Here is a 22,917-nt window from a genome sequence, read left to right as displayed (position 1 = left end):
AGCTGGAGATTTGTTATGCCCCCTCCCGAAGATCCCACAAGAACACTACCGCCTGTCGTTGTAGAAGGCGTGGAACCTGACGACCGGGAAACATTCGTTGTGAACCTACCGCTGTTTGTGTCGCCACCGCCTGCATATCAAAAGGAATATGCTGAAATAGAACCAGACGATCCACGCTCCGATCCGTGCATCGCAGCGCTCGTCAATGCCATCGTGAACTCAGCGTATCCTGACGGTATTGGTGAAGAGGGGATGCAAGCCTTGCGGGCACTGGCGAAAGCTCAAGCACCTACTCTGTTTGATAGCTCTCACACCAATCCAAGTGGATTTGTAGAATATGCGGCTTATCTGACTCGCAAAGCAGATGGCAGCTTGGAGGCATCTGGGCCATTAACATCAGGGTCTTCCGACGGAGTAAACGTGAGCGCCGCAAATAACTATCTTTCTGGATTGGCTGCCGGTGACACCATTGTTGGAGTTATTCACACACATAAACCGAATTCCACGGGACGAGGCGGTATTGCTTCCCCAGGGGACACAGAATTTGAAACTGAAGTTCGGCAACGCCTTAATGACTTCCCGACATTATTACCCAGTATGGATGAAAATCCTGTAGTGTATGTTATCGATCAAAATAACGTCGTCCGTGAATATAATTCGGAACAACTTTCGAATATTACAGGCACAGATACTGACCGTTTTGGAGCCAGAGTGAACAATGACGGCACGATAGACGTTAGCTCTGATTGCTAGGAATATTAAGATGAAACCATTACATTTTTTTTCTGCGGTGGTTTCGGCCGCAATATTCGGGAATATAGCTTCTGCTGAACCAGATTTTGGTGGATTCGCGCTTTGGAACAATGATGATGCGGGTTATGTTTCCAGCGCTGAATGGACTGCTGAATGTGGCGGAAGTGAATATCGCGTCAGCCTGAGCCGCTCTGACCAAGGCAAAAATACATATAGTGTCACAAGAGATGGAAAGCCCATATCGGAAGAAATAGATAATTTTATCTCACGAAATACAAGCTATTTCCAAGAATATAACTGGCTTGAATCCGTATATTGCGGGAAAGTCATCGATAGAAGCGGCCCTGAAGATATTCCCCACTACATAGTCAAACTGAATTTTTTCGGGATAAGCCGCCTTCCCCATTATAAATATGCAAAATTCGATGGTGTGGATTATAATGCTTATAAGTATAGTGTCACGATTGAGGATACTCATATTTCAGCACAAAACCGGATCAATCTGGAGGACCAAATCGTCTCCGATCTGCCAGAATATCTGGAAGAGCAGCACTATGACAAGGCGGTCCCCGGAACCGTGCTCGGCCTGGACTATTGCAAGGAAGGCCCGCCCTGCCCGGAGTTCACAGGTGAGAACGCTGAAAAGGCCGATTGAGACAATAAGGTCTTGTGCCTCTTTGCAGTGGCGTTAGTTTCCGCCAAATGACGACCTTCCCCGATTTCACCAGACTCGACCTTGGTTCGCCGGATGCCAAAGCCCCGTCCGGCCCGCGTGAACGCACGCTCGAAACGCCGGAAGGCATCGATCTCGCGACAGCCTACTCTGCGGCGGATACCAGGGGTCTCGACTATCTCGACGATTTTCCGGGCTTTGCCCCTTATGGCCGCGGGCCCTACCCGACCATGTATACCCAGCGGCCCTGGACGCTGCGCCAGTATGCCGGGTTCTCGACGGCTGAGGATTCCAACGCCTTCTACCGGCGCAATCTCGCCGCTGGCCAGAAAGGTCTGTCGGTCGCCTTCGATCTCGCCACCCACCGGGGCTATGATTCCGACCATGTCCGCGTCTCGGGTGATGTCGGCATGGCGGGCGTGGCAATCGACTCCATCTATGACATGCGCACGCTGTTCTCGGGCATTCCGCTCGACCAGATGTCGGTCTCGATGACGATGAATGGCGCGGTCCTGCCGATCCTCGCGCTCTATATCGCAGCCGCCGAGGAACAGGGTGTGACGCCCGACAAGCTCGCAGGCACCATCCAGAACGACATTCTCAAAGAGTTCATGGTGCGCAACACCTATATCTATCCGCCCAAACCCTCGATGCGGATCATATCGGACATTTTCGCCTACACGTCCGAAAACATGCCGAAGTACAACTCGATCTCGATTTCCGGCTATCACATGCAGGAAGCCGGGGCGACGGCCGACCTGGAACTTGCCTACACGCTCGCCGATGGTGTGGAATACATCCGCGCCGGGCTCGATGCCGGGCTCGATATCGACCAGTTCGCCCCACGCCTTTCCTTCTTCTGGGCGATCGGCATGAACACCTTCATGGAAGTCGCCAAGATGCGCGCTGCGCGCCTCGTCTGGGCAAAGCTGGTCAAGCAGCTCAACCCGAAGAACGAGAAGTCGCTCAGCCTGCGCACGCACAGCCAGACGTCCGGCTGGTCGCTGACCGCGCAGGACGTCTACAACAATGTCATCCGCACCTGCCTTGAAGGCATTGCGGCGGTCGGCGGGCAGACACAGAGCCTGCACACCAACAGCTTCGACGAGGCGCTGGCCCTACCGACGGACTTCTCCGCACGCATTTCGCGCAACACCCAGCTCTTCCTGCAACAGGAAGGCGGTGCCACGCAGACCATCGACCCGTGGGGCGGCTCCTACTACGTGGAACGCCTCACCCATGACCTCGCCGCACGTGCGCTGGAGCATATCGACGAGGTCGAGAAGCTGGGCGGGATGCGCAAGGCGATCGAGGAAGGCGTGCCGAAACTGCGCATCGAGGAAGCCGCCGCCCGCACGCAGGCGCGCATCGACAGCGGCGAACAGACAGTTGTCGGCGTCAACAAGTTCGAACTCGACCAGGACGAGGATGTCCCGGTGCTGAAGGTGGACAATGCCACGGTGCGCCGGATGCAGCTCGACAAGCTGGCCCGGCTCAAGGAAGACCGGGACCCGGCCGAGGTCGAGGCGAAACTTGACGCCATCGCCAAGGCAGCCAGCTCCACGGAGGGCAATCTGCTCGCCCTTGCCGTCGATGCGGCACGCGCCAAGGCGACGGTGGGTGAAATCTCGGAAGCCGTGGAGCGCAGCCAGGGACGCCACCAGGCGACCATCCGCTCGATCCAGGGCGTGTATGGCGACTCCATCGGCAAGGACGAAAAGGCCACAGGCGCACGCGCACTGGCTGAAGAATTCACGCAAAGAAAAGGCCGCAAGCCCAAGGTTTATATTGCAAAAATGGGCCAAGATGGGCACGACCGCGGCCAGAAGGTCGTCGCCTCGGCGCTGATGGATCTTGGCTGGGATGTCGAGATCGGCCCCCTCTTCCAGACCCCTGAGGAAGCCGCGAAGGATGCCCGCAAGGCCCGGGTCGATATCGTTGCGGCCTCCTCGCTGGCCGCCGGCCACCTGACACTGGTGCCGGAGCTGAAGCGCGCGCTCGGCAATGAAGGCGCAGCAAGCACACAGATCATGGTTGGCGGCGTCATACCGCCCGGTGATTTCGATGCCCTGCGTACGGCCGGGGCGTCGGCCATCTTCCCGCCGGGCACTGTCATCGCAGACGCGGCCCGCGCCATGCTTGAATCGCTCGAGGATGACCCGGTCGGCACGGCGGCCGAATAAGGGAGAATACGGGCGGGCCTCATCTTGCGGCCCGTCCACCCGCGTGCGAGACTTGGCCAATCAACCTGACGCACGAGGATATACCCCATGAGAGTCTTGACGGTGGCTGCGGCCAGCATTGTTTTCGCAGCGGCGGCTGAAGCTGGCCCTGTCACGCCGCAGCAGGTTGAAACAGTGCTCCAGGACCATGGCGCTAGCCTTTCGAGCGCCCAGGGGATCAGCGACAGCGCACATCTCATCAAGGCCGAGCTTGACGACCTCACCGTTCATGTCCGCCTTGATGAGTGTGATTCCTCGGATCGTTGCGGCCTTGTCATCCTCTATAATGCGTTCGAGACCGGGGAGGACATTGATGAGGCCACGCTTCAGAAAACCAATACGTTCAATGACCGCTACCCGATTGGCCGGGCCTTCGCCTTTGCGTCCGAAGATGGCAACACAAACCTGATCGGCATCGACTATGTGATTGATGTTTCCGGCGAAGCCACACTCGACAGCGCCGACCTCACAAGGTTCGAGAATGCAGTCGACACCTATATCCGCCACTGGAACACCTCACGCTAGGCCGGGGCGCACCGTTGCGGGACACTCCGGACCTCCAGACGTTCCAGAAACTGGCGGAAGACGCCTATACCGGCCTGCCGGTCGAGTTCCGCCGGGCCGCCGGGCGTATCGTGATCCACGTCCAGGACATTGCTGACCGCGACGTCCTGGAAGAACTCAATATCGTCAATCCGATGCATCTGACCGGACTCTATCAGGGCATTCCGCTGATCCATGACAGCGTCACCCATCCCAGCCCGGACGATCCACGCATCTTTCTCTACCGCAAGCCGCTGCTCGCCGAGCTTGAAACACGTCCGGACGTCACCCTCACAGAACTGATCGAGCACGTCGTCATTCATGAACTCGGCCATCATTTCGGCTGGTCTGACGAAGAGATGCACCGCTTGCTCGACGAAGCCGAACGGGAAGACCGGGACTGATCCCACAAGGAAGGCCACACCCCATGAAATCCTTTGCCAATCATGATGCCACCGCGCTGGCTGAACTTGTCCGCAAGAAAGAAGTGTCATCCGAAGAACTGCTGGATGAAGCACTTGAAAGCGCGCATGCCGCGCAGGACGAACTGAACTGCTTCTCCCAGTTCTTCGAAGATGCGGCCCGCCAGACACTTAAAAACGGTGTACCGGACGGACCGTTTGCCGGCGTGCCCTTCGCCACGAAAGACCTCGGCGTGCGCCTGAAAGGCCAGCCCCTCACAAGCGGATCCCGCGCCTTCCGGGACACAGTGGCCGAGTACGATTCCACGCTTGCAGCCCGCTACCGCGAAGCCGGCCTCGTCATCTTCGCACAGACGACCAGCCCGGAATTCGGCCTGACAACGTCAACCGAAAGCGCGCTTTATGGCCAGACGCGCAACCCGTGGAACACGGCACACACCTCGGGTGGCTCATCGGGCGGCGCATCTGCAACCGTCGCCTCGGGCGTCATTCCCATGGCCCATGCCAGCGATGGCGGCGGCTCGATCCGTATTCCCGCGGCGTGCACCGGTCTCGTCGGCCTGAAGCCGTCGCGCGGGCGGGTGCCAATGGGCCCGCCGATGAGCGAGAACTGGTTCGGCCTGTCGACCAATCACTGCGTCTCCCACAGCGTACGTGACAGCGCCACACTGCTCGACGCCACCCATGGCATCGAACCCGGCGCACGCTATGTCGCCCCGACCCCGGAGACGAGCTTCCTCGCCGCGTCGCAGGCAGATCCGAAACCGCTGAAAATCGCACTCTGGACGACCGCGCCCAATGGCGTGACGCCGGACAAGGAGGCGGCTGCAGGCATGAAGACGACAGGTGAGCTGCTCGCCTCGCTTGGCCATCATGTTGAGGAAGCCGGCCCGACGTTCGACGGCGAAGCGCTCGGCAAAGGCATGATGATGATCGTCTCCTCCTTCATGGCCTCGGTCGCTGACGAGCGTGAGCAGACGCTTGGGCGCAAGATCGGCGCGCAAGATTTCGAACCGGTTTCGATGCGATTTATCGAGCTGGGGCGGACGATTCCCATGTCTGAGCTCGTGAAGACAAACAATGCCTTTGCGCTTGCTGCACATGCTTTTGAGACTTTCATGGATAAAGGCGGCTATGATCTCATCCTTGCACCGACGCTTGCGCGCCCGCCCGTGGAACTTGGCGTCCTCAGTCTCGATCCGGCGGATTTCGATGCCTATGGAGAAGCCGTGACGGGATTTGCGCCTTTCTGTCCTGTCTTCAACCAGACCGGCTGGCCTGCCATCTCCCTGCCCCTACACCAGACCGCCGATAACCTGCCGCTCGGCATGATGTTCGGGGCGCGCCTTGGCCGGGAAGACCTGCTGTATGCACTGGCCGGTCAGATCGAACGGGCCGCTCCCTGGACCGGGCGTCGCCCGCCTGTGTGGTTTGGTGGTGACTGAAGCAGGAAGCCGGGACTAGCGTGGCGGTGGCAGCGGGTCGTCATTTCGGTCCCCGTCCCGCCCCTGTTTTTCATGCTTGTGGCGTCTGTGATGCTCTTTCCGGCGCGCACGCTTCTCTTCAAGACGGCTTACCATCTCGAGACGCTGCTCAACTGTCAAAGTCGACAGCTGTGCCGACAGGACATCCTGAAAACGCTCGGTTAAACGGCTGTCTGCCGCACGCATTCTCGCAAACGCTGCGTCAACCGCCTCGGGATCGAACGGATCGGCCACGATCGCTTCGGTGAGCGCTTCACGGGCGGCGCGCTTGTTGTCCCAGGCTTCGCGGGAATCCCGGAAGGTCTGCCTGAAGGCCTGCTGCATGTCTTTCCGGGCGGCTTCGGGGACGACATCATCCATCGCACGGGCAATGTGAAACTCTTCGCCCCCACCCCGTGGCCCCTTGGGCTTGTCGGGTTTGCCGATGGCCTTGCCAAGAACAAGACCGAGCAGCAAAGCATTCGCGATCAGGGAGATCACGAGCACGACGCTCAGCGCTGATAGGGTACGTTGCCGGGTCATCCGTCGACTTCCTCAATATAGGCCGCGAAATTATCATAACCGAGCGCTGAATAGACAACCTGCTCGCCATCCGTGCTGTAGCCGTTTTCAGCCGTGGCCGGTGCTGTCGCAACGCCTGCGAAAAGCCCCATGACAAGGGCCGCGACCGTGGCGCCTGCAGGCCAGCGAAGGCCATTCGGAAAAACCAGTTCTTTCATGCGCCCGGCAAGTCCGGGACCGGGGCGCCGCGCCGCTCGGGTGTCAGGCCAGGGCGCGCTGGCCATGATCTTTCCAGCCAGCTCCGCCGGCGCGTCAGGCAGGACTTCAGTGGAAAAGGCATGATCGAGCGCTCGCGCATCAGCCAGGGCCGCTTCGAAGCGGGCCGGGTGCGCGTCGAGATGCGCTAGCGCCGCTTCGCGCTCAGCTTCTGGCCAGGCCATCGGCGCAGCGCCGTAGGCGGCGATCAGTTCAAGCAGACGTTCATCGTTCATCTCTAATGTCCTTCCTGCCCTGCCCGCTCATAAGAAAGCTCACTCCGTAACCTGCGCCGGGCCCGTGACAGGAGGCTTTCAAGCGCTTCAACGCTAACACCCATCGTTTTAGCGGCTTCGATATTGCCCATTCCCTCGAAAGCGCAAAGTGTCAGCGCCTCTTTCTGACGATCTGGCAGGGCATCTACCAGCGAGGTGATATGCGCACTCGCCTGGTTCTGGTGAAGTGCCTGATCGGGCCGCAAGGCGACGTCTGTCTGCTCCGGCAGCTCATCCATCAGGACCGGCCGTTTCTTCTTCAGCCGGTCGCGGCAGAGATTGATCGCGACCGTGCAGGCCCAGGTCGAGAACTTCGCCCGTTCTTCCCAGTCCGGAAGCATTTTCCAGGCTCTGAGGAAGGTCTCCTGCGTCACGTCTTCAGCCTCCTGCCGGTCGCCCAGCATACGAAAGGCCACACGCCAGATGACCGGCATGTGGCGGTTGACGAGTGCGGCCTGTGCCATTCGGTCACCTGCCGCCGCGCGTGCGATCTGATCTCTCTCGGTAATACCAGGCACACCGTCACATTAGCGACGCCAGTGCAGGATGCGAGAGGTGAATATCCCCTTTCCCGCACCGGCGTTCGCATATGAGGCGACTTACTGTTCAGTTGAGTCGCTGTCAGGGCCGCCACGGTGGTGATGTCCACCACGCTTGCCGTGTTTCTTCTTCATCGCTTTCATTTCATCTTCGGTGATAATGCCGTCTTCATTCGCATCGACACGGTCAAACATCCGGTCGCCCCGCGAATCGAACTCATCTGCGGAGATAACCCCGTCACCATTTGCATCGCGGCGTTCGAAGCGGCGCTGCTTGCGCTCTTCCATGCGGCGTTCGCGTTCGGCTTCCCGGAAGGCTTCCATCTCATCCATTGTCAGGCCGCCATCACCATTCGCATCGGCGCGTGAAAAACGCTCGGCTTTCAGCGCGTCGACTTCGGCGCGGCTAATCTGGCCGTCTCCATTGGTGTCGAGTTTTTCCATCATATGGCCTTTGCCGTGTCCGCCATGGCGTTCGGCGGCTGCAAAGCCTGCGACGCCCAGTGTGGTGGTGCCGGCAAGGATGGCTGCGAGTGCAAGTTTCTTCATTTTCATTATCCTCTTTATGTGCCCCACAAGGTGGAACGAAGAGGCATCAGGAATCCGTCGCGAGCGTCCCGATATTTTTCAGCCTGAGCGCAGAAACATCTTTCAGAACCGACCTGTAGCGCTGCTCGACCTCGTCAAACGTTTCGCAGCTCACGGCCAGCGCGAAACGCGCCTTGAGGCCTTCGGAGAACATGTCAGCCGTCAGCTCTGCCCCAACGGCCAGACGCTGCACCTGCTGGAGCGACTGCAGGAGGCCAAAGGCCGAAGACAGTGTTTCAGCCTCATCAGCTTCGAGCAGTCCCCTTTCAGCCAGGGTTTCTATCGCCTCTTGCGTTGTTGGGATGACGCATGCCTCATCGCCTGAAAGCAGCATGGCCTGCTGCAGGACGAATTCGAGGTCGATCAGTCCACCATCGACAAGTTTCAGGTCCCAGTCACCACGGGGCGCACGCTCTTTCCAGAGACGGCGGCGCATGTCGAGAATATCGGCGCGGCGTTCGGCCTCCGGTTTACCATTGATGATTGCATGGCGGGCCAGTTCAAGTGTGCGCTGGCCGAGGGCTTCATCCCCGGCGACCGGCCGCAAACGGGTCAGCGCCATGAGTTCCCACGTCCAGGCATCCTCATGCTGGTAGCGGTCAAACGCCTTGATGGAGGTCGCCACAGGCCCTGCCCGTCCAGACGGCCTGAGACGCATGTCGACTTCATACAGGCTGCCTTCAGCCGTTTCGGCCGATAGCGCGGTGATGAGGCGCTGGGCAAATTTGGTGAACCAGTGGCCCGCCTCTCCGGCTGTGTCTTCATACGGCTCGAAGACGATGATGAGGTCGAGATCAGACCCGGCTGTCAGCTCCTTGCCACCGAGCTTGCCGAGTGCCCCGATTGTCCAGCTTCCCGGTTGCGGACCGTAGCGCCGGGCCGTTTCCTGCGCCGCGGCTTCCGCCATGAGGTCGATACAGGCATCCGCCAGGTCGCTCCAGGCCAGCGCGGCCTGCGAGGCCGGCAGGCGGGAGTGAAGGAGCCTGTGACCGATCAGGAAAGCACGTTCATTCTGCCAGCGGCGGACCTCGTCCATCTGGGTTTCGAAGTCGGCTTCCCGGGAGAGCGCAGGCGGATACTCCTGCCCGCCGGGCGTCACCAGCGCCTCAAGCAGTCCGGGCTGGCGGGCAAGCGTCTGTGACAGGCGTGGCGCGATGGCGAGCGTGGTGACGAGATCGCTCAGCAATTGCTGTTCATTGAGCAGCATGGAGAGTATCTGCACACCAGAGCGCAAGCCTTCGAAGAAGCGGCTGAAGCGCGTAAAGGCGATGTCGGGTTCACCGGTCTGGCTCATCGCATCGAGCAGGTCCGGCAGGATGGCAGTCAGAAGGCCGCGTCCACGCTCGGTGCGGGTAGCTGGCGTCTTGCCGCGATGCCAGTCGGCAATGGTCGAGATGATACGCGAAGGTTCGGAAAAACCGTATTCCTTCAGGGTCTCCACAGTGCCTGGATCTTCATCGACCCCAGTAAAGACGAGGTTGCCGCGGGAAGCCGTCTCGGCCTTGCGCTCCTCTTCGGCGAAGAGGTCGCGGTAATGGGTATGGACCCGTTCGCGCACCTCCGCGACGGCCTCGTCAAAAGCGGCGAGATCATCCCAGCCGCAAAGTTTCGCCACGCGGCTGCGGGCATCTTCATCCTTGGGCAGCCTGTGGGTCTGTTCGTCTTCGAGCATCTGGATACGGTGCTCGACATTACGCAGAATACCGTAAGCCTCCGTCAGTTCACCGCCCACAGCCTCTTCCACTGCGCCGCAAGCCACCAGCGCATCCAGACTGCTCAGCGTCTTCTTGTGGCGCAGATATTCATTGCGCCCCCCCATGATGATCTGCTGGGTCTGCGCGAAGAACTCGATCTCGCGGATCCCGCCTGGCCCGAGCTTGATGTCTGGTGCCGGGTCAGCAAGATCGCTGGCGCGTGTCTTCGCATTGATCATGCGTTTGACGGCCTGCACATCGGCAATTGCCCAGTAGTCCATGTGACGGCGCCAGACGAAGGGCTCCATCTGTTTGATGAACTGGTCGCCTGCACGTTTGTCCCCGGCACAGGTCCGCGCCTTGATCCAGACCATACGCTCCCAGTTCTGCCCGACGCTCTCGTAATAGATGTCAGCCATCTGGGTGGAGACCGCGGGCGGGGTCGAGCCGGGATCGGGACGCAGCCTCAGATCCGTGCGGAAGACGTAGCCATCGCCCGTCTGTTCTTCGAGAAGACGCATAGCCTGCTTGACTACGCGGCTGGCGGTATCGCCCGCTTCGGGATCGCCACTGGCGAACACCGCCGGGTCAAAGAAGACCGCCATGTCGATATCGGAGGAATAGTTGAGCTCAAACGCGCCCATCTTGCCGAGCGCGATAACAAAAATCCCGTCTGGCGTGAGGTCGCGTGTGCGCAGGACAGACACCAGCGCCGCCTGAACCGCTGCGTCGGCAAAGCCTGTGAGGTGGCCTGTTATGTTTGATGTCCGGGCCTCGCCGGCAAGGTCCATGGCGGCAACCGCGATATGGTGTTCCAGCTTGGCCTGCCGCAACTGTGTCATCACGGCATCGAGATCGGAAAGTTCTCCCGCCTCTTCCGCTTTCTTCAGGGCCCGCGCCGCCAGCGCGTTGGCCCCGTCCGATTTCAGGAAGGAGATCGCATCGGGTGCCCGGCGCGCGAGCCTGGCGAGATATGGAGCTAGTTCCGTTGCAGCCTGGAAGGCCTCATGCGCCGTGGCGCCAATCGGTCTGATTTCGAACATGCAGCCTTCCTACTTGTCCCGCGGCAAGGTTAAAACCGCTTTCAGGCCTTTATGTGCGGGCGGCTCATGCGTCCAGAACAGATCGAGATGCCCCTTGTGGAGTTCGGCCACGGCATCGGCAAGTGCGAGACCGAGGCCCGACCCGCTCTGTGTGCGTGCGGCATCAAGGCGATAGAAACGCTGTTTCGCCTTTTCGCGCATGTCTTCGGGGATACCCGGCCCATCATCGGCGACCGTTATCACGATGGAATCCGATGTCCGCCTTGCAGTGAAGCGGACCATGCCCTCGCGCGGGGTGTACTTGATGGCATTGTCCAGCAGGTTCGAGACCGCCTGCGCAATCAGTTCACGATCACCCAGCACCACAATCGGGTTGGAGATGTCATGGCTGAAAGCCAGCCCGGCATCCTCGCAGGCCGGCTCATAGAGCTCTGCCAGCTCATCAAGGATTTCATGCAGGTCGATCTTGACCATGCGCCCTTCCGAACCGGCATCCAGCCGGGACAGGCGCAAGATGGCGTTGAACGTGCTCAACACCCTGTCGACTTCTTCGACCGTACGCGCCAGCGTCTCGCGTGCCGACGCCTCATCCATGGGCGACAGAAGCGATTCCTCCAGCCGGTTACGAAGACGCGAAAGCGGCGAACGCAGGTCATGCGCAATGGCGTCACCCGAATGGCGGCTGGCCGCCATCAGGCGCTCGAGCTTTTCCAGCATCGTATTGAGGTGCGTCGCGAGGCGGTCGAACTCGTCACCTGAGCCCTGGACGGGCGCGCGGATGGACAAGTTGCCCGCCACGATTTCTTCTGTCGTGCGGGTCAGCTGTTCGGCCCGGCGGGCAGCATAGCGGGAAATGAAGATGCCCCCGATCAGGGCCAGGAGAATACCGATGGGTGCAGCAGTCGTGACCGCCTGCGTGATCCGCCGCACGATCCGGCCACGCTCGCCGGTCTCGATCGCGACAAGCAGGACATCTCCGTTTGCCAGCCTGACAATGCGGCCCTCGGCCTCTGTCACAACCGTTTCCCCGCTGCTCGCGGGCATCTCGATGGACAGGCTCACCATGCTGACTTCGCCGATCGTCTCGGGCGGCGAGACCGGCAGATTTGGGAAATCGCCGATAATGCGTTCGCCGTCAGGTGTTTCCAGCTGATAGCGAAAGGGCGCTCCCGGCACGAGCGCCCGCTCAATCACTGACTGTTCGAGGCGTTCGAGGCCGCCTGCATTATAGGCAAGGCCAAGCGCACGCATCTCTGCATCAAGGCGCTGGTCGGCTTCTGCGCGCAGAGAGCCGACCGTCGCCTGATAGAGGTAGGCGAGAAGTAGAAATGAGAACAGTCCAAACAGGACTGAATAGACGAGCGCCATCCGGAACGTTGACGTCCGGATGAACGCAAACGGGCCTGCCTTCATGCCTCCAGGCAGTAACCTGCACCACGCACGGTTTGAAGGAGGGGTTCGTCAAAATCCTTGTCAATTTTCGCGCGCAGGCGGGAAATATGAACGTCGATGACATTGGTCTGGGGGTCGAAATGGTAATCCCAGACCTTTTCAAGCAGCATCGTGCGGGTGACGACCTGTCCGGCATGACGCATCAGGAATTCGAGCAGCCGGAATTCGCGCGGCTGGAGATCGATCTTCTTCCCTTCACGCCACACCTTGCGGGCCAGCAGGTCCATTTCCAGGTCGCCGACCTTGAGTTTCGTGACAGGTGGTTCGTCCTGTACCTGACGCCGGCCAAGCGCTTCGACGCGGGCGGCAAGTTCAGCCGGTGCAAAGGGCTTGGCCAGATAGTCGTCAGCGCCAACCTTCAGACCTTCGACCCGGTTATCGACATCCGACAGGGCCGAGAGGAACAGGGCGGGTGTCTGCCCGCCGCCATCCCGATACTCCTCGACCAGTTTAAGGCCATCCTTTTCCGGTAGCATCCTGTCGACGACAAGGGCGTCGAAGCCCCCATCACGAGCCAGGGCAAGACCACCGGCGCCATCGAAAGCCGTTTCAACATCGTGTCCGGCTTCAGACAGCACCTTGTTGATGAATGTCGCGTGCTCGCGATCATCCTCGATTACCAAGACCCGCATCATGGGCACTCCTTTACTGTCAGTCTTCCGACTGATCGCCAATATCAACGGTAACGAACATGGTACGCTGTCCGTTCCGCACGGCGAGCAGCAGCTTGTCACGGCCCTTGGCCTCGGCTTCAGCAATCGCTGACTCCAGATCAGCCACCGAGGTCAGTCCCTTGCCGCCTGCCGACAGGATCGCCATGCCCGGCTGGACGCCGATTTCACTGAGCTGACTTCCCGATTCGAGGTCGCCGATCACCATGCCCGGTTCATCGGCTTCAAGCCCAAGCGCGTCGCGTGTTTCTGAATCGAGCGGACGGACGCTGACACCAAGGGGGCCTTCTTCAGCGTCCTCGTCAGAGGATTCAGGACGCTCCGAGCCCGATTGCATCAACTCACTCGGATCGGTCGGGCGCTCACCCACCGTGACATTGATTTCCTGACGCTCACCGTTGCGCAGAACGGTGAAGTTATTGTCGGAATCAACAAGAAGCCCGCCAACCATCCGCGTCACGGATGTGGCATCTGTCGCTTCGTTTCCGTTGACCGACAGGATGATGTCGCCGCGTTGCAAGCCGCCCTTCTGGGCCGGGCTCTCATCCGTGACATCGGCGATAATGGCACCTCTGGTCTCCTCCAGACCCTGCGCCTCGGCCATGTCGTCGGTAACATCCTGGATGGTCACACCCAGCCAGCCACGGGAGACCTTGCCATTCTCGATCAGGGACTGGGTGACATTGACGGCAAGTTCCGCGGGAATTGCGAAGCCGATGCCGATTGACCCACCGGTTGGCGAGAAGATCGCTGTGTTTACCCCGATGACCCGGCCATTCAGGTCAAAGGTCGGCCCACCGGAATTGCCGCGGTTAATAGCGGCATCGATCTGGAGGAAGTCGGTATAGGGGTTACCCTGAGCCAGAAGGCCTTCGCGGCGCCCTTCCGCCGAAACGATACCGGCCGTGGCACTGCCACCAAGCCCGAACGGGTTCCCGAGCGCGACGACCCAGTCGCCGCGGCGCAGGTCTGCATCCGTCTCGAACTCGACATAGGGATAGGGTCCCGGCTCATTCACCTTGATCACGGCCAAGTCTGTCTGCGGGTCGGAGCCAACAAGCTCGGCCTCCAGTTCCCGGCCATCCTCGAGGACAATCTCGATTTCTGTCGCTTCACGCACGACGTGGTGATTGGTGACGATGTAACCTTCATCGGAGATAAAGAAGCCCGAGCCGAGCGAGCGGGCTTCGCGGGTCTGCGGCTCGTCTTCCTCGCCCTGGCCCTCTTCTTCCTCGCGTTCGCGCATATAGTCGTCAAAACCCGGCAGGCCGCGGAACCGTTCGAAGAACTCTTCCATATTGCCCATGCGCGAGACTTCGCGCTCGGTCACGACGTTCACACTGACGACGGCCGGGCTGACATCCTCGATAAGGTCGGCAAAACTGATCGGCGCACCATTCGGCGCCTCGATTTCGATTGGCTGTTTGGCCTGGGCTTGCTGGAATACCTGCGGCACATAAAGAAATGAACCTGTCAGACCTGCGCCAACAACGCCTGCTGCCAGTACCTGTCTGGAAATACCCAAAGATTTCATCTTGGTCACGCAACCTCCTGATCGTGTTCTCACCTGGCAATATTGGTAATCATGCTAGGATAGTGCCAGCTTTTGTCTGAATTAAACATCATTTAGACATGAGTGAGGCATTCACCCCGTCTGGCTCGAATTTTTCCCGCTTCCGGTGCCCAGGCGCGTGCGCACCACGACCTGGCTTTCAAGCGTCCTGTGAACAGGACACTTGTCCGCAATCTCAAGCAACTTCTCGGCCTGATCCTGGTCGAGAGCGCCTTCCAGCTCGATATGGCGGTCAAAAACATCAATCTTGTCGCCTGGTCCGCAGGAGTCGCAATCCTCGGCATGGTTCTTTGCGTGATCGACACGGACAATGGCGCGCTCCAGCGGCCATGACTTGCGACGCGCATACATGCGAAGTGTCATAGACGTACATGCGCCGAGCCCTGCGGCAACCCAAGCGTACGGGTCCGGTCCGGTGTTCGAACCACCGACACTTTCCGGTTCATCGGCCAGATAGCGCTGACCATTGATGAAGACCTCGTTCTGGAAATGGCTGGCAAGCCCCGTCTCGCGCACGATGACGTCATGCGTCTGTTCGATCAGGTCGCCATCATCCTGAGCCCCGCCGAGATACCGATTCGCCCAAGCTGCGATCATGCTGGCCACGAAACCGCTATCCTCGGCCCGGCCCAGGAAGTGATCTGCGCCATCAATACTGACAAAGCTCTTGGGATGGCGCGCAGCGAGAAACAGGCCGCTTGCATTGTCTATGCCGACCACATTGTCGGTTGGTACATGCAGCACCAGTAGCGGCCGGCCCAGTGAACGGGCCGCTTCCGTGACGTTGGCTTCGCGCAGGTCTTCGACAAAGTCCCGCGTGATGATGAAAGGCCGTCCGGCAAGGTCTACCTTCGCGCGGCCCTTGCTCTCGATTTCTTCAAGGTCGTCAGAGAAATTATGGATCACATGCGCAGCATCCGAGGGCGCATTGATCGTCGAGACCGCCTTGATGCTGTCGACCTGACTGGCCGCGACGACAACAGCTGCCCCGCCGAGGGAATGCCCGACCATGAGCTGTGGTGGACGCCCCGTCTTCTCCATCCATCCTGCCGCGGCGATCAGGTCCGAGACATTGCTCGAAAAGTCTGTTGAATCGAAATCGCCGTCAGATTCCCCGAGCCCGGTAAAGTCGAAGCGCAGCACGCCTATGCCGCGTTCGGCCAGTCCCTTGGCTACACGGACGGCCGCATGGGCCTGTTTGGAACAAGTGAAACAATGCGCAAAAAGCGCCCATCCGCGGACATCTCCCACGGGATGATCGAGCCGGCCGGCCAGTGTCTGTCCGGCGCCGCCTTCAAATTGAACGGTTTCCGTATGCATGGGAGGTCCTCTCTTGGCAGCCCTCCCACAGAGATAATGGGCAGGGACAGGCGCGCCAGAGGGGAACCGATCACACTATGGCGAGCCGGCATCCTCTGGCGGAACGGGCTCGACTGGCTCGCGCCGGCCACCGCCATGCCTGCGAAGGACATAGACGAGCGCTCCGCCAGCAAGAAGAAGAATGAAGGGGGTGCCCCAGAGCAAAAGCCCCCCTGCACCGCCCGGCCGGGGCCGGAACAGCACGAATTCTCCATAACGTTCGGCAAACCAGTCGCGGATCTGCTCGTCCGACTGGCCGTCCGCGACCATGGCCCGGACACGTTCGCGCATATCGGCGGCAATGTCAGAGGCTGAATTCGAGATCGGTTCATTCTCGCAGGCGACACAACGGATCTCCCGCATCAGGTCCTGCGCGCGGGCTTCTTCTTTCGGATCATCAAGCTGGCCCTGCGCGCCCGCTGCGAAAAGCAAGATCAGTGAGGCAAACAGCGTTTTCATGCGGTCTCCCCGGTGCGGTTGGATGTACGTGTCCGCTTTCCGGCCATGCTCAGCCCCCCGCCAAGTGCGATCAGGGCGACCCCTAGATATATCAGGTCAATGAGCGGATTGTGAAAAATCTCGAAGGTCCAGCGTGTCTCGCCTTCCCGATTGCGCCGTCCATCCCCCAACGCGACATAGAGATCGCCGGTACCGGTCTTGTGAATGGCGGTCTCGCTGGTTGGCATCCGCGCGGCCGGATAATAGCGCTTCTGCGGTTGCAGCTCACTACGCGCACTTCCCTTGCGGACCGAGAGCGTCGCCCGGTCGGCATACCAGTTCGGCCCCTCGATACTGCTGACATCCTCAAGCTGCACGACCCAGCCTGCCACCGGCTGGCTCTCGCCTTCCTGAAGCGCAAGCGTCGTCTGTGTTCGTCCCGACGTCTGCAGGACAGCGCCGATCACGAAGATACCGAGCCCGGCATGAGCGATCGTCATCCCCCAGACCCGCAGCGGCATCTTTGGCAAGCGCGCAGCTGTCTTTGCCCGCCGCCAGATTTCCTGTGCCGCCCCGAAGACCAGCCAGACACCGAGCGCCAGCCCGAATCCTGCCAGCAGTGGTATATCCAGCGGGCCGATCCCCGCCAGCCAGAAAAGGCCTACAAGCCCGGCAAAACCCGCTGCCCACTTCCATAGCGAGGAGAGGTCTGCCCGTCCCCACGCCCATGCCTGCACAACCGGCAGTGCGATGAGCGCCAGCGCCATGATCGGCGTGAAGGTGAGATTGAAGTAGGGTTCGCCCACGGAAATTGTCTCACCCAATGCTTCGGCCAGCAGTGGAAAGAGCGTCCCCAGCATCACGGTGGCTGTGGCAACCGTAAGAACCAGGTTGTTGCCCATCAGTGCGCCCTCACGGCTGGCCGCAGTCCAGGACGGCCCGCCGGAAACTTTCGGTGCCCGCAGTGCAAACAGGAGGAGAGCTGCCCCACCAAAGACCAGAAGCCCGGCCAGCAGGAGCGAGCCGCGCAAGGGGTCAACCGCGAAGGCATGAACAGAGGTCAGCACACCGGAGCGCACCAGGAAAGCACCGAGCATGGAGAAACAGAAGGCGAGCACGGCCAGCAGCGCCGTCCAGGCTGAGAAGCTGCCGCGCTTTTCCGTGACGATGATGGAATGCATCAGCGCTGCGCCGATCAGCCAGGGCATGAGGCTCGCATTCTCGACAGGGTCCCAGAACCACCAGCCGCCCCAGCCGAGCTCATAGTACGCCCAGTAACTGCCCAGCGCGATGCCGAGCGTGAGTGGCACAAAGGCAGCCAGCGCCCAGTTGCGGGCCGTTGTCGCCCATTGCCGGTCGATCCGTCCTTCGATCAGCCCTGCCGCAGCCAGCGCAAACACGAATGAATAGCCGACATAGCCGATGTAAAGCATCGGCGGATGGATCGCGAGGGCCGGGTCCTGTAGCAGCGGATTGAGCCCCTGCCCCTGAAGCGGAGCCGGATCGAGCCGCGTAAACGGCGAGGATGCAAACAGCAGATAGGCAAGAGAGCCAAAGCTCAACAGCCCCTGAGCGCCCAGGGTTCGCGCCTCGAAAGCCGGCCGGTCAGACTTCATCAACCACGCCGCTGAAGCCGCAAATCCGAGCGCCACCACGCACCAGAGCGCCATGGAGCCTTCATGATTGCCCCATGTGCCGGCAATCTTGTAGCCAAATGGCTTCAGCGTGTGGGAGTGAGAAGCGACGAGTTCAACGGAGAAATCCGACCGCGCAAAGGCCCAGACCAGTGTCAGAAAGGCGAAAACCATTGTGGTAAAGGCGATCTTGGCAAACAGGCCGCTACGTGCCCTGTCACCAGCGAGGCCAAACCCCGCCTGCAGACCGCTGAACACCAGTGCGAGGAAAGCCGCGAAGTGCCCTGCCTCGATCATGAAGTCGCCTGCCCGGCCTTCTTCAGTTCACGCGGCTCGTAATTTTCATCATGCTTGGCGAGGATGCTCTCAGCGGTAAAATCCCCGGTATTGTCGAAACGGCCTGTCGCAACGACACCTTCGCCTTCCCGGAAAAGATCAGGCGCTATGCCGGTATAGCTGACTTCGACTGTCTCGCCGGAGCTGTCCTCGATCAGGAAGGTCATGTCCGCCGCATCGCCATAGACCAGCGATCCTTCCTGTACCCAGCCACCGACGCGCACACGTTTGCCTGCTTCGGGCAGGCCTTTTTCCGCAATGGTGCCGGGGGTGTAGAACAGATCGGCGTGCTGGCGCAGGGCGACAGCCGACAGGGCTACGGCCGCTGCGATCAGTATCGCAGCCGTCCCAACGCCCCAGAGTCTCTTTGTCCGCGCTCTCATAATTCCGCAGCCTATATCTCATAAGATGCCATAAGACACTGCGACCGAAACAGCATGATTGCGCGATTTCCTGAACAGGCTAGTTGGCGCTGTCATCAGGCCCGCCGGCTTCATCCTCTTCGCCAATGGAGCCTTTCAGCGCTTCAAGCATCCCCAGACGCGGATCGCCGGGCTCCAGCCCTTCAGCCACTTTGTCCCAGTGCGCTTCGGCTGCTTCCACATCCCCGGCCTGATAGGCTGGCAAGGCGGACAGGAAACCAGACCTCACCTGCGTCGGATCAAGCCGCCAGGCCCGGTCATACAGCCGTGCGGCGGGCTGGGTAACGACACCATCATCCCTTGTGACAAGTGCATCGGCCAAGGCCACGAGTGACGGCACATGCGTATCATCACGGCGAAGCGCGGACTGGAACGCCCTGAGCGCATCATCCGTGCGTCCCTGCGAGCGCATGATGAGGCCGATATAGTATTGTGGTTCGGGGGCCTCCGGCTGCTCACGTGCGGTTTTCTGGAGACGCGCCAGCATTTCCGGTGGTGAAAGTTCGGACGCATCGCGGGAGGCAAGCTCGGCTTCACGTTCGGCATAAGGCTGCTCGGACAGGAAAGGCCGCCCCGTCAACAAATAGAGCCCGGCCGCAGCTGCCACACCCCCGAGCGTCACAAACAGTGTTTTTCGTGTCATGAGCGGCGCACCGCAATGGTTGCCCTGAGCCCGCCAAGCGGACTGTCGGACAGACTCAGCCGGCCGCCGTTCATTTCCGCAATGTCAGCAACGATGGACAGGCCGAGCCCGGTACCAGGCGCCGTTTCATCAAGGCGCACGCCGCGTTTGACTGCAGAGGTCATCTCATCGGCACTCAGCCCGTCGCCATTGTCATCAATATGGATCAGCATGGTGTCATTTTCGCCCGCCTCCGTGGAGACTTCAACGCGCGATTTCGTCCACTTGCAGGCATTCTCCATGACGTTGCCAAGCATCTCTTCCAGATCCTGTTGCTCGGCACGGACATAGACGCCAGCCTTGATGCTCGAGACCACTTCGATACCGCCATCGCCGAATAAACGGTTCAGCAAGCGGACCAACCCATCGACCACAGGGGCAATCTCGGTGCGCACGCCAAGGGCTTCGGCGCGGGCGGCGGCCTGTGCACGCTTGAGATAATGGTCGACATTGGCGCGCATGGACTCTGTCTGACGCCGCACGACATCATCAAGGGAGCTATTACCCGTCGCCTCGTTGCGCAGCACGGCAAGCGGCGTCTTCAGCGCGTGCGCGAGGTTGCCGACATGGGTTTGTGCGCGCTCGACAATGGCGCGGTTATTATCGAGCAGCTTGTTGAGCTCCTCGGTCAATGGCAGCACCTCGACCGGATAGTCGCCATCAAGGCGCGCGCGCTTGCCCTCTCGGACCTGCGAGATATGGGCCTGCACCCTGTCGAAGGGCGAGAGCGCCAGACGCAGGCCGATCCAGAGCGCGATCAGCGTGCCTGCGGCAAGCAGGCTCATGCTTATCAGGAGGAGGAAGCGCAGCTGGTTGGCGCCTTCGTCTGTGGCCTGCCTGTCAGCGGCCGCCATGAGCAGGATCGGGTTTTCACGGTTGGGGACACTGATCGCACGCACGGCAACCCGCAGGCGCTCGTCTGCCGGGCCCATCGCATTGCCATATTCGGTCATACCGGGATTTGCGAGGGCAATATCCGCCTCGCGTTGCGGCACAGGCAAAGGTCCGTCCCAGAGGCTCTGTGAGCGGATATCATTACCCATCGAGCCATCTTCCTCGATCGCGATCATTGCCCAATACCGGCCGGACAATGGCAGGTCGTAACGGACATCACTGGGCAGTTTTTCAGGCTGGTCGACGACCCGTCCGTCCGGCAGGATTTCCAGCGCACGGGGCAGTGTGACGAGGATCGAATCAAGTTCCTGCTGGAGCAGGCGTATGGTCTGAGCCCGGTACGAGACCGTCATGGCGAAAATACCGCCCACCACGGCGATCAGGCTCCATATGATGGCGCCTATGAACATGCGCCGCGACAGGGACAGCCGCGGTTTCGCCCGAGATGTATCCTTGTCGCTCATCGCGACGGGGAAAGGCGCAACCGAAACCTAGTCTGCAACACCTGCCGTCTCCCCTTCCGGAACGACCAGCCGGTAACCAAGCCCACGCTCGGTCAGGATTCGGTCGGTACCGATTTTCTTGCGCAGACGGCCGATAAACACCTCGATGGTGTTGGAATCGCGGTCGAAATCCTGATCGTAGATGTGCTCGACAAGCTCGGTACGCGGAACGACGCGGCCCTGATGGTGCATCAGGTAGGAAAGCACACGGTATTCATGCGCGGTCAGCTTCACCGGACGCCCACTGACGGTGGCCCGTGCAGCCCGTGTATCGACCCGAAGGCTGCCCGCCTCGATTGCCGCAGCCGAATGGCCCGTTGCCCGGCGCAGGAGGGCACGCAGGCGGGCGAGGAGCTCTTCGGTGTAGAACGGCTTGGTCAGGTAATCATCGGCACCCGCATCAAAACCGGCCACCTTCTCGCTCCAGCGGTCACGCGCGGTGAGAATCATGACCGGGAAATCCTTCCCGTCATCGCGCCAGCGCTCAAGGATTGTCACACCATCCATCTTGGGCAGGCCAAGATCGAGGATGACGGCGTCATACGGTTCCGTATCACCGAGAAAGTGGCCATCCTCACCATCGGCAGCGAGATCGACCGCATATCCCGATTGCGTGAGCGCGTCGGCAAGCTGCCTGCGGAGGTCCGCATCGTCTTCAACAACAAGAATTCTCATATACCCAACCTAATCAACACTGAGAACCCGTCCAGACCTGGCGTCGATCGTAAACGTCACCAGCTGGCCGCGGCCTGTCACCCAGTCAATAATATAAACCTTACGCCCGCCCCTTTCATAGAGCCCGTCGAAACGGCGCATATTGCCGCCATACTGACGGCGAATCGGCTGCAGGATCTCATTGAGGGGTTTGATTTCGCCCTTCTCGCGCGCGTCACGGGCCTCCCCGGCCGTAAAGGAGCTTCCCCACTGGCCCTGTGCAAAGGCTGGTGGCGCCGAAACCAAAGCGAAAAGCGCAAGAGCGAGAAGTGTGCGTTTCATCATGCTCCTTATGGCTGAACAGCCCTGAACACCTCGTGAATAAGCACGTATCTTCCAGTCAGGAATGACTTTCCGGTGCCTCCTGCGCGGCCCATTCCCTGAGTGCTGGGTCCGACGGGTCTTCAAGCATGATTTCCAGCCTGGCATAAAGATGGCCGGGCTTATCCCTGAACTGTACGCCCTTGTTTCTGAGACGCAGGACTGTGCCGGTGTTGGCGCCTTCGGGCACTTTGAGGGTCACACTGCCGCCGGGTGTCTGCACTTCGACCGAACCGCCCAGAACCGCCGTTTTCAACGGCACAGGCACGCTCATGCGGAGATCAGCCCCATCCCGGCGCCAGACCTTGCTTTCACGCACATGGACTTCGAGCAGGGCATCGCCGGGCGGGCCGCCGCTGCGCGAGGGCTGTCCCTGGCTTTTCAGGCGCAATGTCTGCCCGGTCTCGACACCGGGCGGGATGGAGACATTCAACGCCTTGCCATCGCCCATTGTCATGGTGCGTTTGGCCCCCTGCACTGAATCCTCGAAAGCGATTTCCACCCGATAGCGCATATCCGCGCCCTTGCGCGGGCCGGGCCTTCCCCGACGCTGGCCGAACATGCCCGCCAGGATGTCCTCGAACGGATCGCCCTGGAACGAACCGCCCCCCGCACCGGCAAAATCGCTATAGGCCCCATAACGCCCGCCGCCAAAGCCACCAGCGCCGGCAAAGCCGGTCGGATTGCCATCAGCGTCAATCTCGCCGCGGTCATACTTGCCACGCTTTGTCTCATCGCTGAGAATTTCAAAAGCGGCAGAAGCCTCCTTGAATTCATCAGCCTTTTTCTGGTCGTCAGGATGCAGGTCGGGGTGTGAGGCCTTCGCTTTCTTGCGATAGGCCTTGCGGATCTCCTCGGTGGTGGCGGACTTGGAAACGCCCAGGATATTGTACAGGTCGCGGGACACGGGTTTGAAGGTCACTCTC

At 60.4% G+C, this 22,917-nt stretch carries 23 protein-coding genes; 6 read left to right on the top strand and 17 right to left on the bottom strand.

Annotated elements, in window-relative coordinates; all coding sequences use genetic code 11:
- Positions 1 to 15 precede the first annotated feature (15 nt).
- From Q1K31_RS11135 to Q1K31_RS11110, 6 genes are all read left to right on the top strand, one after another.
- A complete protein-coding gene (locus tag Q1K31_RS11135; RefSeq protein WP_300379386.1) occupies positions 16 to 753 on the top strand; it encodes a hypothetical protein in 738 nt (245 codons plus the stop codon).
- Between the two features lie 10 nt (positions 754 to 763).
- Positions 764 to 1,408, top strand: coding sequence for a hypothetical protein (locus tag Q1K31_RS11130; protein ID WP_300379384.1), 645 nt, complete (start codon positions 764 to 766; stop codon positions 1,406 to 1,408).
- Positions 1,409 to 1,455: 47 nt separating this feature from the next.
- Positions 1,456 to 3,609 (top strand): methylmalonyl-CoA mutase, encoded by a 2,154-nt coding sequence (scpA, locus tag Q1K31_RS11125; RefSeq protein ID WP_300379382.1) that lies wholly within the window; start codon positions 1,456 to 1,458, stop codon positions 3,607 to 3,609.
- An 87-nt stretch (positions 3,610 to 3,696) separates the two neighbouring features.
- The gene (locus tag Q1K31_RS11120; protein WP_300379380.1) at positions 3,697 to 4,173 is read left to right on the top strand and encodes a YbjN domain-containing protein; all 477 of its coding nucleotides are present in this window, start codon (positions 3,697 to 3,699) and stop codon (positions 4,171 to 4,173) included.
- A gap of 14 nt (positions 4,174 to 4,187) precedes the next feature.
- Positions 4,188 to 4,595 (top strand): metallopeptidase family protein, encoded by a 408-nt coding sequence (locus tag Q1K31_RS11115; RefSeq protein WP_300379378.1) that lies wholly within the window; start codon positions 4,188 to 4,190, stop codon positions 4,593 to 4,595.
- A gap of 23 nt (positions 4,596 to 4,618) precedes the next feature.
- Positions 4,619 to 6,058, top strand: a complete 1,440-nt coding sequence (locus Q1K31_RS11110; protein WP_300379376.1) for an amidase — start codon at positions 4,619 to 4,621, stop codon at positions 6,056 to 6,058.
- A 15-nt stretch (positions 6,059 to 6,073) separates the two neighbouring features.
- Here Q1K31_RS11110 and Q1K31_RS11105 read toward each other — a convergent pair whose 3' ends face one another.
- The 17 genes from Q1K31_RS11105 to Q1K31_RS11025 all read right to left on the bottom strand — a co-directional run bounded on the left by Q1K31_RS11105 (position 6,074) and on the right by Q1K31_RS11025 (position 22,898).
- A complete protein-coding gene (locus tag Q1K31_RS11105) occupies positions 6,074 to 6,619 on the bottom strand; it encodes a periplasmic heavy metal sensor (RefSeq protein WP_300379374.1) in 546 nt (181 codons plus the stop codon).
- Positions 6,616 to 7,089, bottom strand: a complete 474-nt coding sequence (locus tag Q1K31_RS11100) for a hypothetical protein (RefSeq protein ID WP_300379372.1) — start codon at positions 7,087 to 7,089, stop codon at positions 6,616 to 6,618. The genes Q1K31_RS11105 and Q1K31_RS11100 overlap by 4 nt, the downstream gene beginning before the upstream one ends.
- Before the next feature lie 2 nt (positions 7,090 to 7,091).
- Positions 7,092 to 7,592: a sigma-70 family RNA polymerase sigma factor gene (locus Q1K31_RS11095; protein ID WP_367187569.1), complete on the bottom strand. Its 501-nt coding sequence runs from the start codon at positions 7,590 to 7,592 to the stop codon at positions 7,092 to 7,094.
- Positions 7,593 to 7,727: 135 nt separating this feature from the next.
- Entirely contained in the window at positions 7,728 to 8,216 is a 489-nt protein-coding gene (locus Q1K31_RS11090) for a hypothetical protein (RefSeq protein WP_300379368.1), read from the bottom strand.
- A gap of 46 nt (positions 8,217 to 8,262) precedes the next feature.
- Entirely contained in the window at positions 8,263 to 10,992 is a 2,730-nt protein-coding gene (locus Q1K31_RS11085) for a bifunctional [glutamine synthetase] adenylyltransferase/[glutamine synthetase]-adenylyl-L-tyrosine phosphorylase (protein WP_300379366.1), read from the bottom strand.
- Between the two features lie 9 nt (positions 10,993 to 11,001).
- The gene (locus Q1K31_RS11080; RefSeq protein WP_300379364.1) at positions 11,002 to 12,405 is read right to left on the bottom strand and encodes a HAMP domain-containing sensor histidine kinase; all 1,404 of its coding nucleotides are present in this window, start codon (positions 12,403 to 12,405) and stop codon (positions 11,002 to 11,004) included.
- Entirely contained in the window at positions 12,402 to 13,076 is a 675-nt protein-coding gene (locus Q1K31_RS11075) for a response regulator transcription factor (protein ID WP_300379742.1), read from the bottom strand. Before Q1K31_RS11075 ends, Q1K31_RS11080 begins: the two co-directional genes overlap by 4 nt.
- A gap of 19 nt (positions 13,077 to 13,095) precedes the next feature.
- Positions 13,096 to 14,649, bottom strand: coding sequence for a Do family serine endopeptidase (locus tag Q1K31_RS11070; RefSeq protein ID WP_300379739.1), 1,554 nt, complete (start codon positions 14,647 to 14,649; stop codon positions 13,096 to 13,098).
- 111 nt (positions 14,650 to 14,760) lie between these two features.
- Positions 14,761 to 16,008: an alpha/beta fold hydrolase gene (locus Q1K31_RS11065; protein ID WP_300379362.1), complete on the bottom strand. Its 1,248-nt coding sequence runs from the start codon at positions 16,006 to 16,008 to the stop codon at positions 14,761 to 14,763.
- 75 nt (positions 16,009 to 16,083) lie between these two features.
- Complete coding sequence (locus Q1K31_RS11060; RefSeq protein WP_300379360.1) at positions 16,084 to 16,506, bottom strand: cytochrome c-type biogenesis protein; 423 nt, start codon at positions 16,504 to 16,506, stop codon at positions 16,084 to 16,086.
- Positions 16,503 to 18,416 carry a heme lyase CcmF/NrfE family subunit gene (locus tag Q1K31_RS11055; RefSeq protein WP_300379358.1) on the bottom strand — a complete coding sequence of 638 codons (1,914 nt, stop codon included), beginning with the start codon at positions 18,414 to 18,416 and terminating at the stop codon, positions 16,503 to 16,505. Before Q1K31_RS11055 ends, Q1K31_RS11060 begins: the two co-directional genes overlap by 4 nt.
- Positions 18,413 to 18,838, bottom strand: coding sequence for a cytochrome c maturation protein CcmE (locus Q1K31_RS11050; RefSeq protein ID WP_300379356.1), 426 nt, complete (start codon positions 18,836 to 18,838; stop codon positions 18,413 to 18,415). The genes Q1K31_RS11055 and Q1K31_RS11050 overlap by 4 nt, the downstream gene beginning before the upstream one ends.
- Before the next feature lie 79 nt (positions 18,839 to 18,917).
- Positions 18,918 to 19,520, bottom strand: coding sequence for a hypothetical protein (locus Q1K31_RS11045; protein WP_300379354.1), 603 nt, complete (start codon positions 19,518 to 19,520; stop codon positions 18,918 to 18,920).
- Positions 19,517 to 20,917: a sensor histidine kinase gene (locus Q1K31_RS11040; protein WP_300379352.1), complete on the bottom strand. Its 1,401-nt coding sequence runs from the start codon at positions 20,915 to 20,917 to the stop codon at positions 19,517 to 19,519. Before Q1K31_RS11040 ends, Q1K31_RS11045 begins: the two co-directional genes overlap by 4 nt.
- A 27-nt stretch (positions 20,918 to 20,944) precedes the next feature.
- The gene (locus tag Q1K31_RS11035; protein WP_300379350.1) at positions 20,945 to 21,631 is read right to left on the bottom strand and encodes a response regulator transcription factor; all 687 of its coding nucleotides are present in this window, start codon (positions 21,629 to 21,631) and stop codon (positions 20,945 to 20,947) included.
- 9 nt (positions 21,632 to 21,640) lie between these two features.
- Positions 21,641 to 21,955, bottom strand: a complete 315-nt coding sequence (locus Q1K31_RS11030) for a PepSY domain-containing protein (protein ID WP_300379348.1) — start codon at positions 21,953 to 21,955, stop codon at positions 21,641 to 21,643.
- A 55-nt stretch (positions 21,956 to 22,010) separates the two neighbouring features.
- Positions 22,011 to 22,898, bottom strand: coding sequence for a J domain-containing protein (locus tag Q1K31_RS11025; protein ID WP_300379346.1), 888 nt, complete (start codon positions 22,896 to 22,898; stop codon positions 22,011 to 22,013).
- Positions 22,899 to 22,917: the final 19 nt, after the last annotated feature.

The organism is Henriciella sp., assembly GCF_029936995.1.
Taxonomy (GTDB): Bacteria; Pseudomonadota; Alphaproteobacteria; order Caulobacterales; family Hyphomonadaceae; genus Henriciella.
This window is presented reverse-complemented; position numbering and strand designations above follow the sequence as displayed.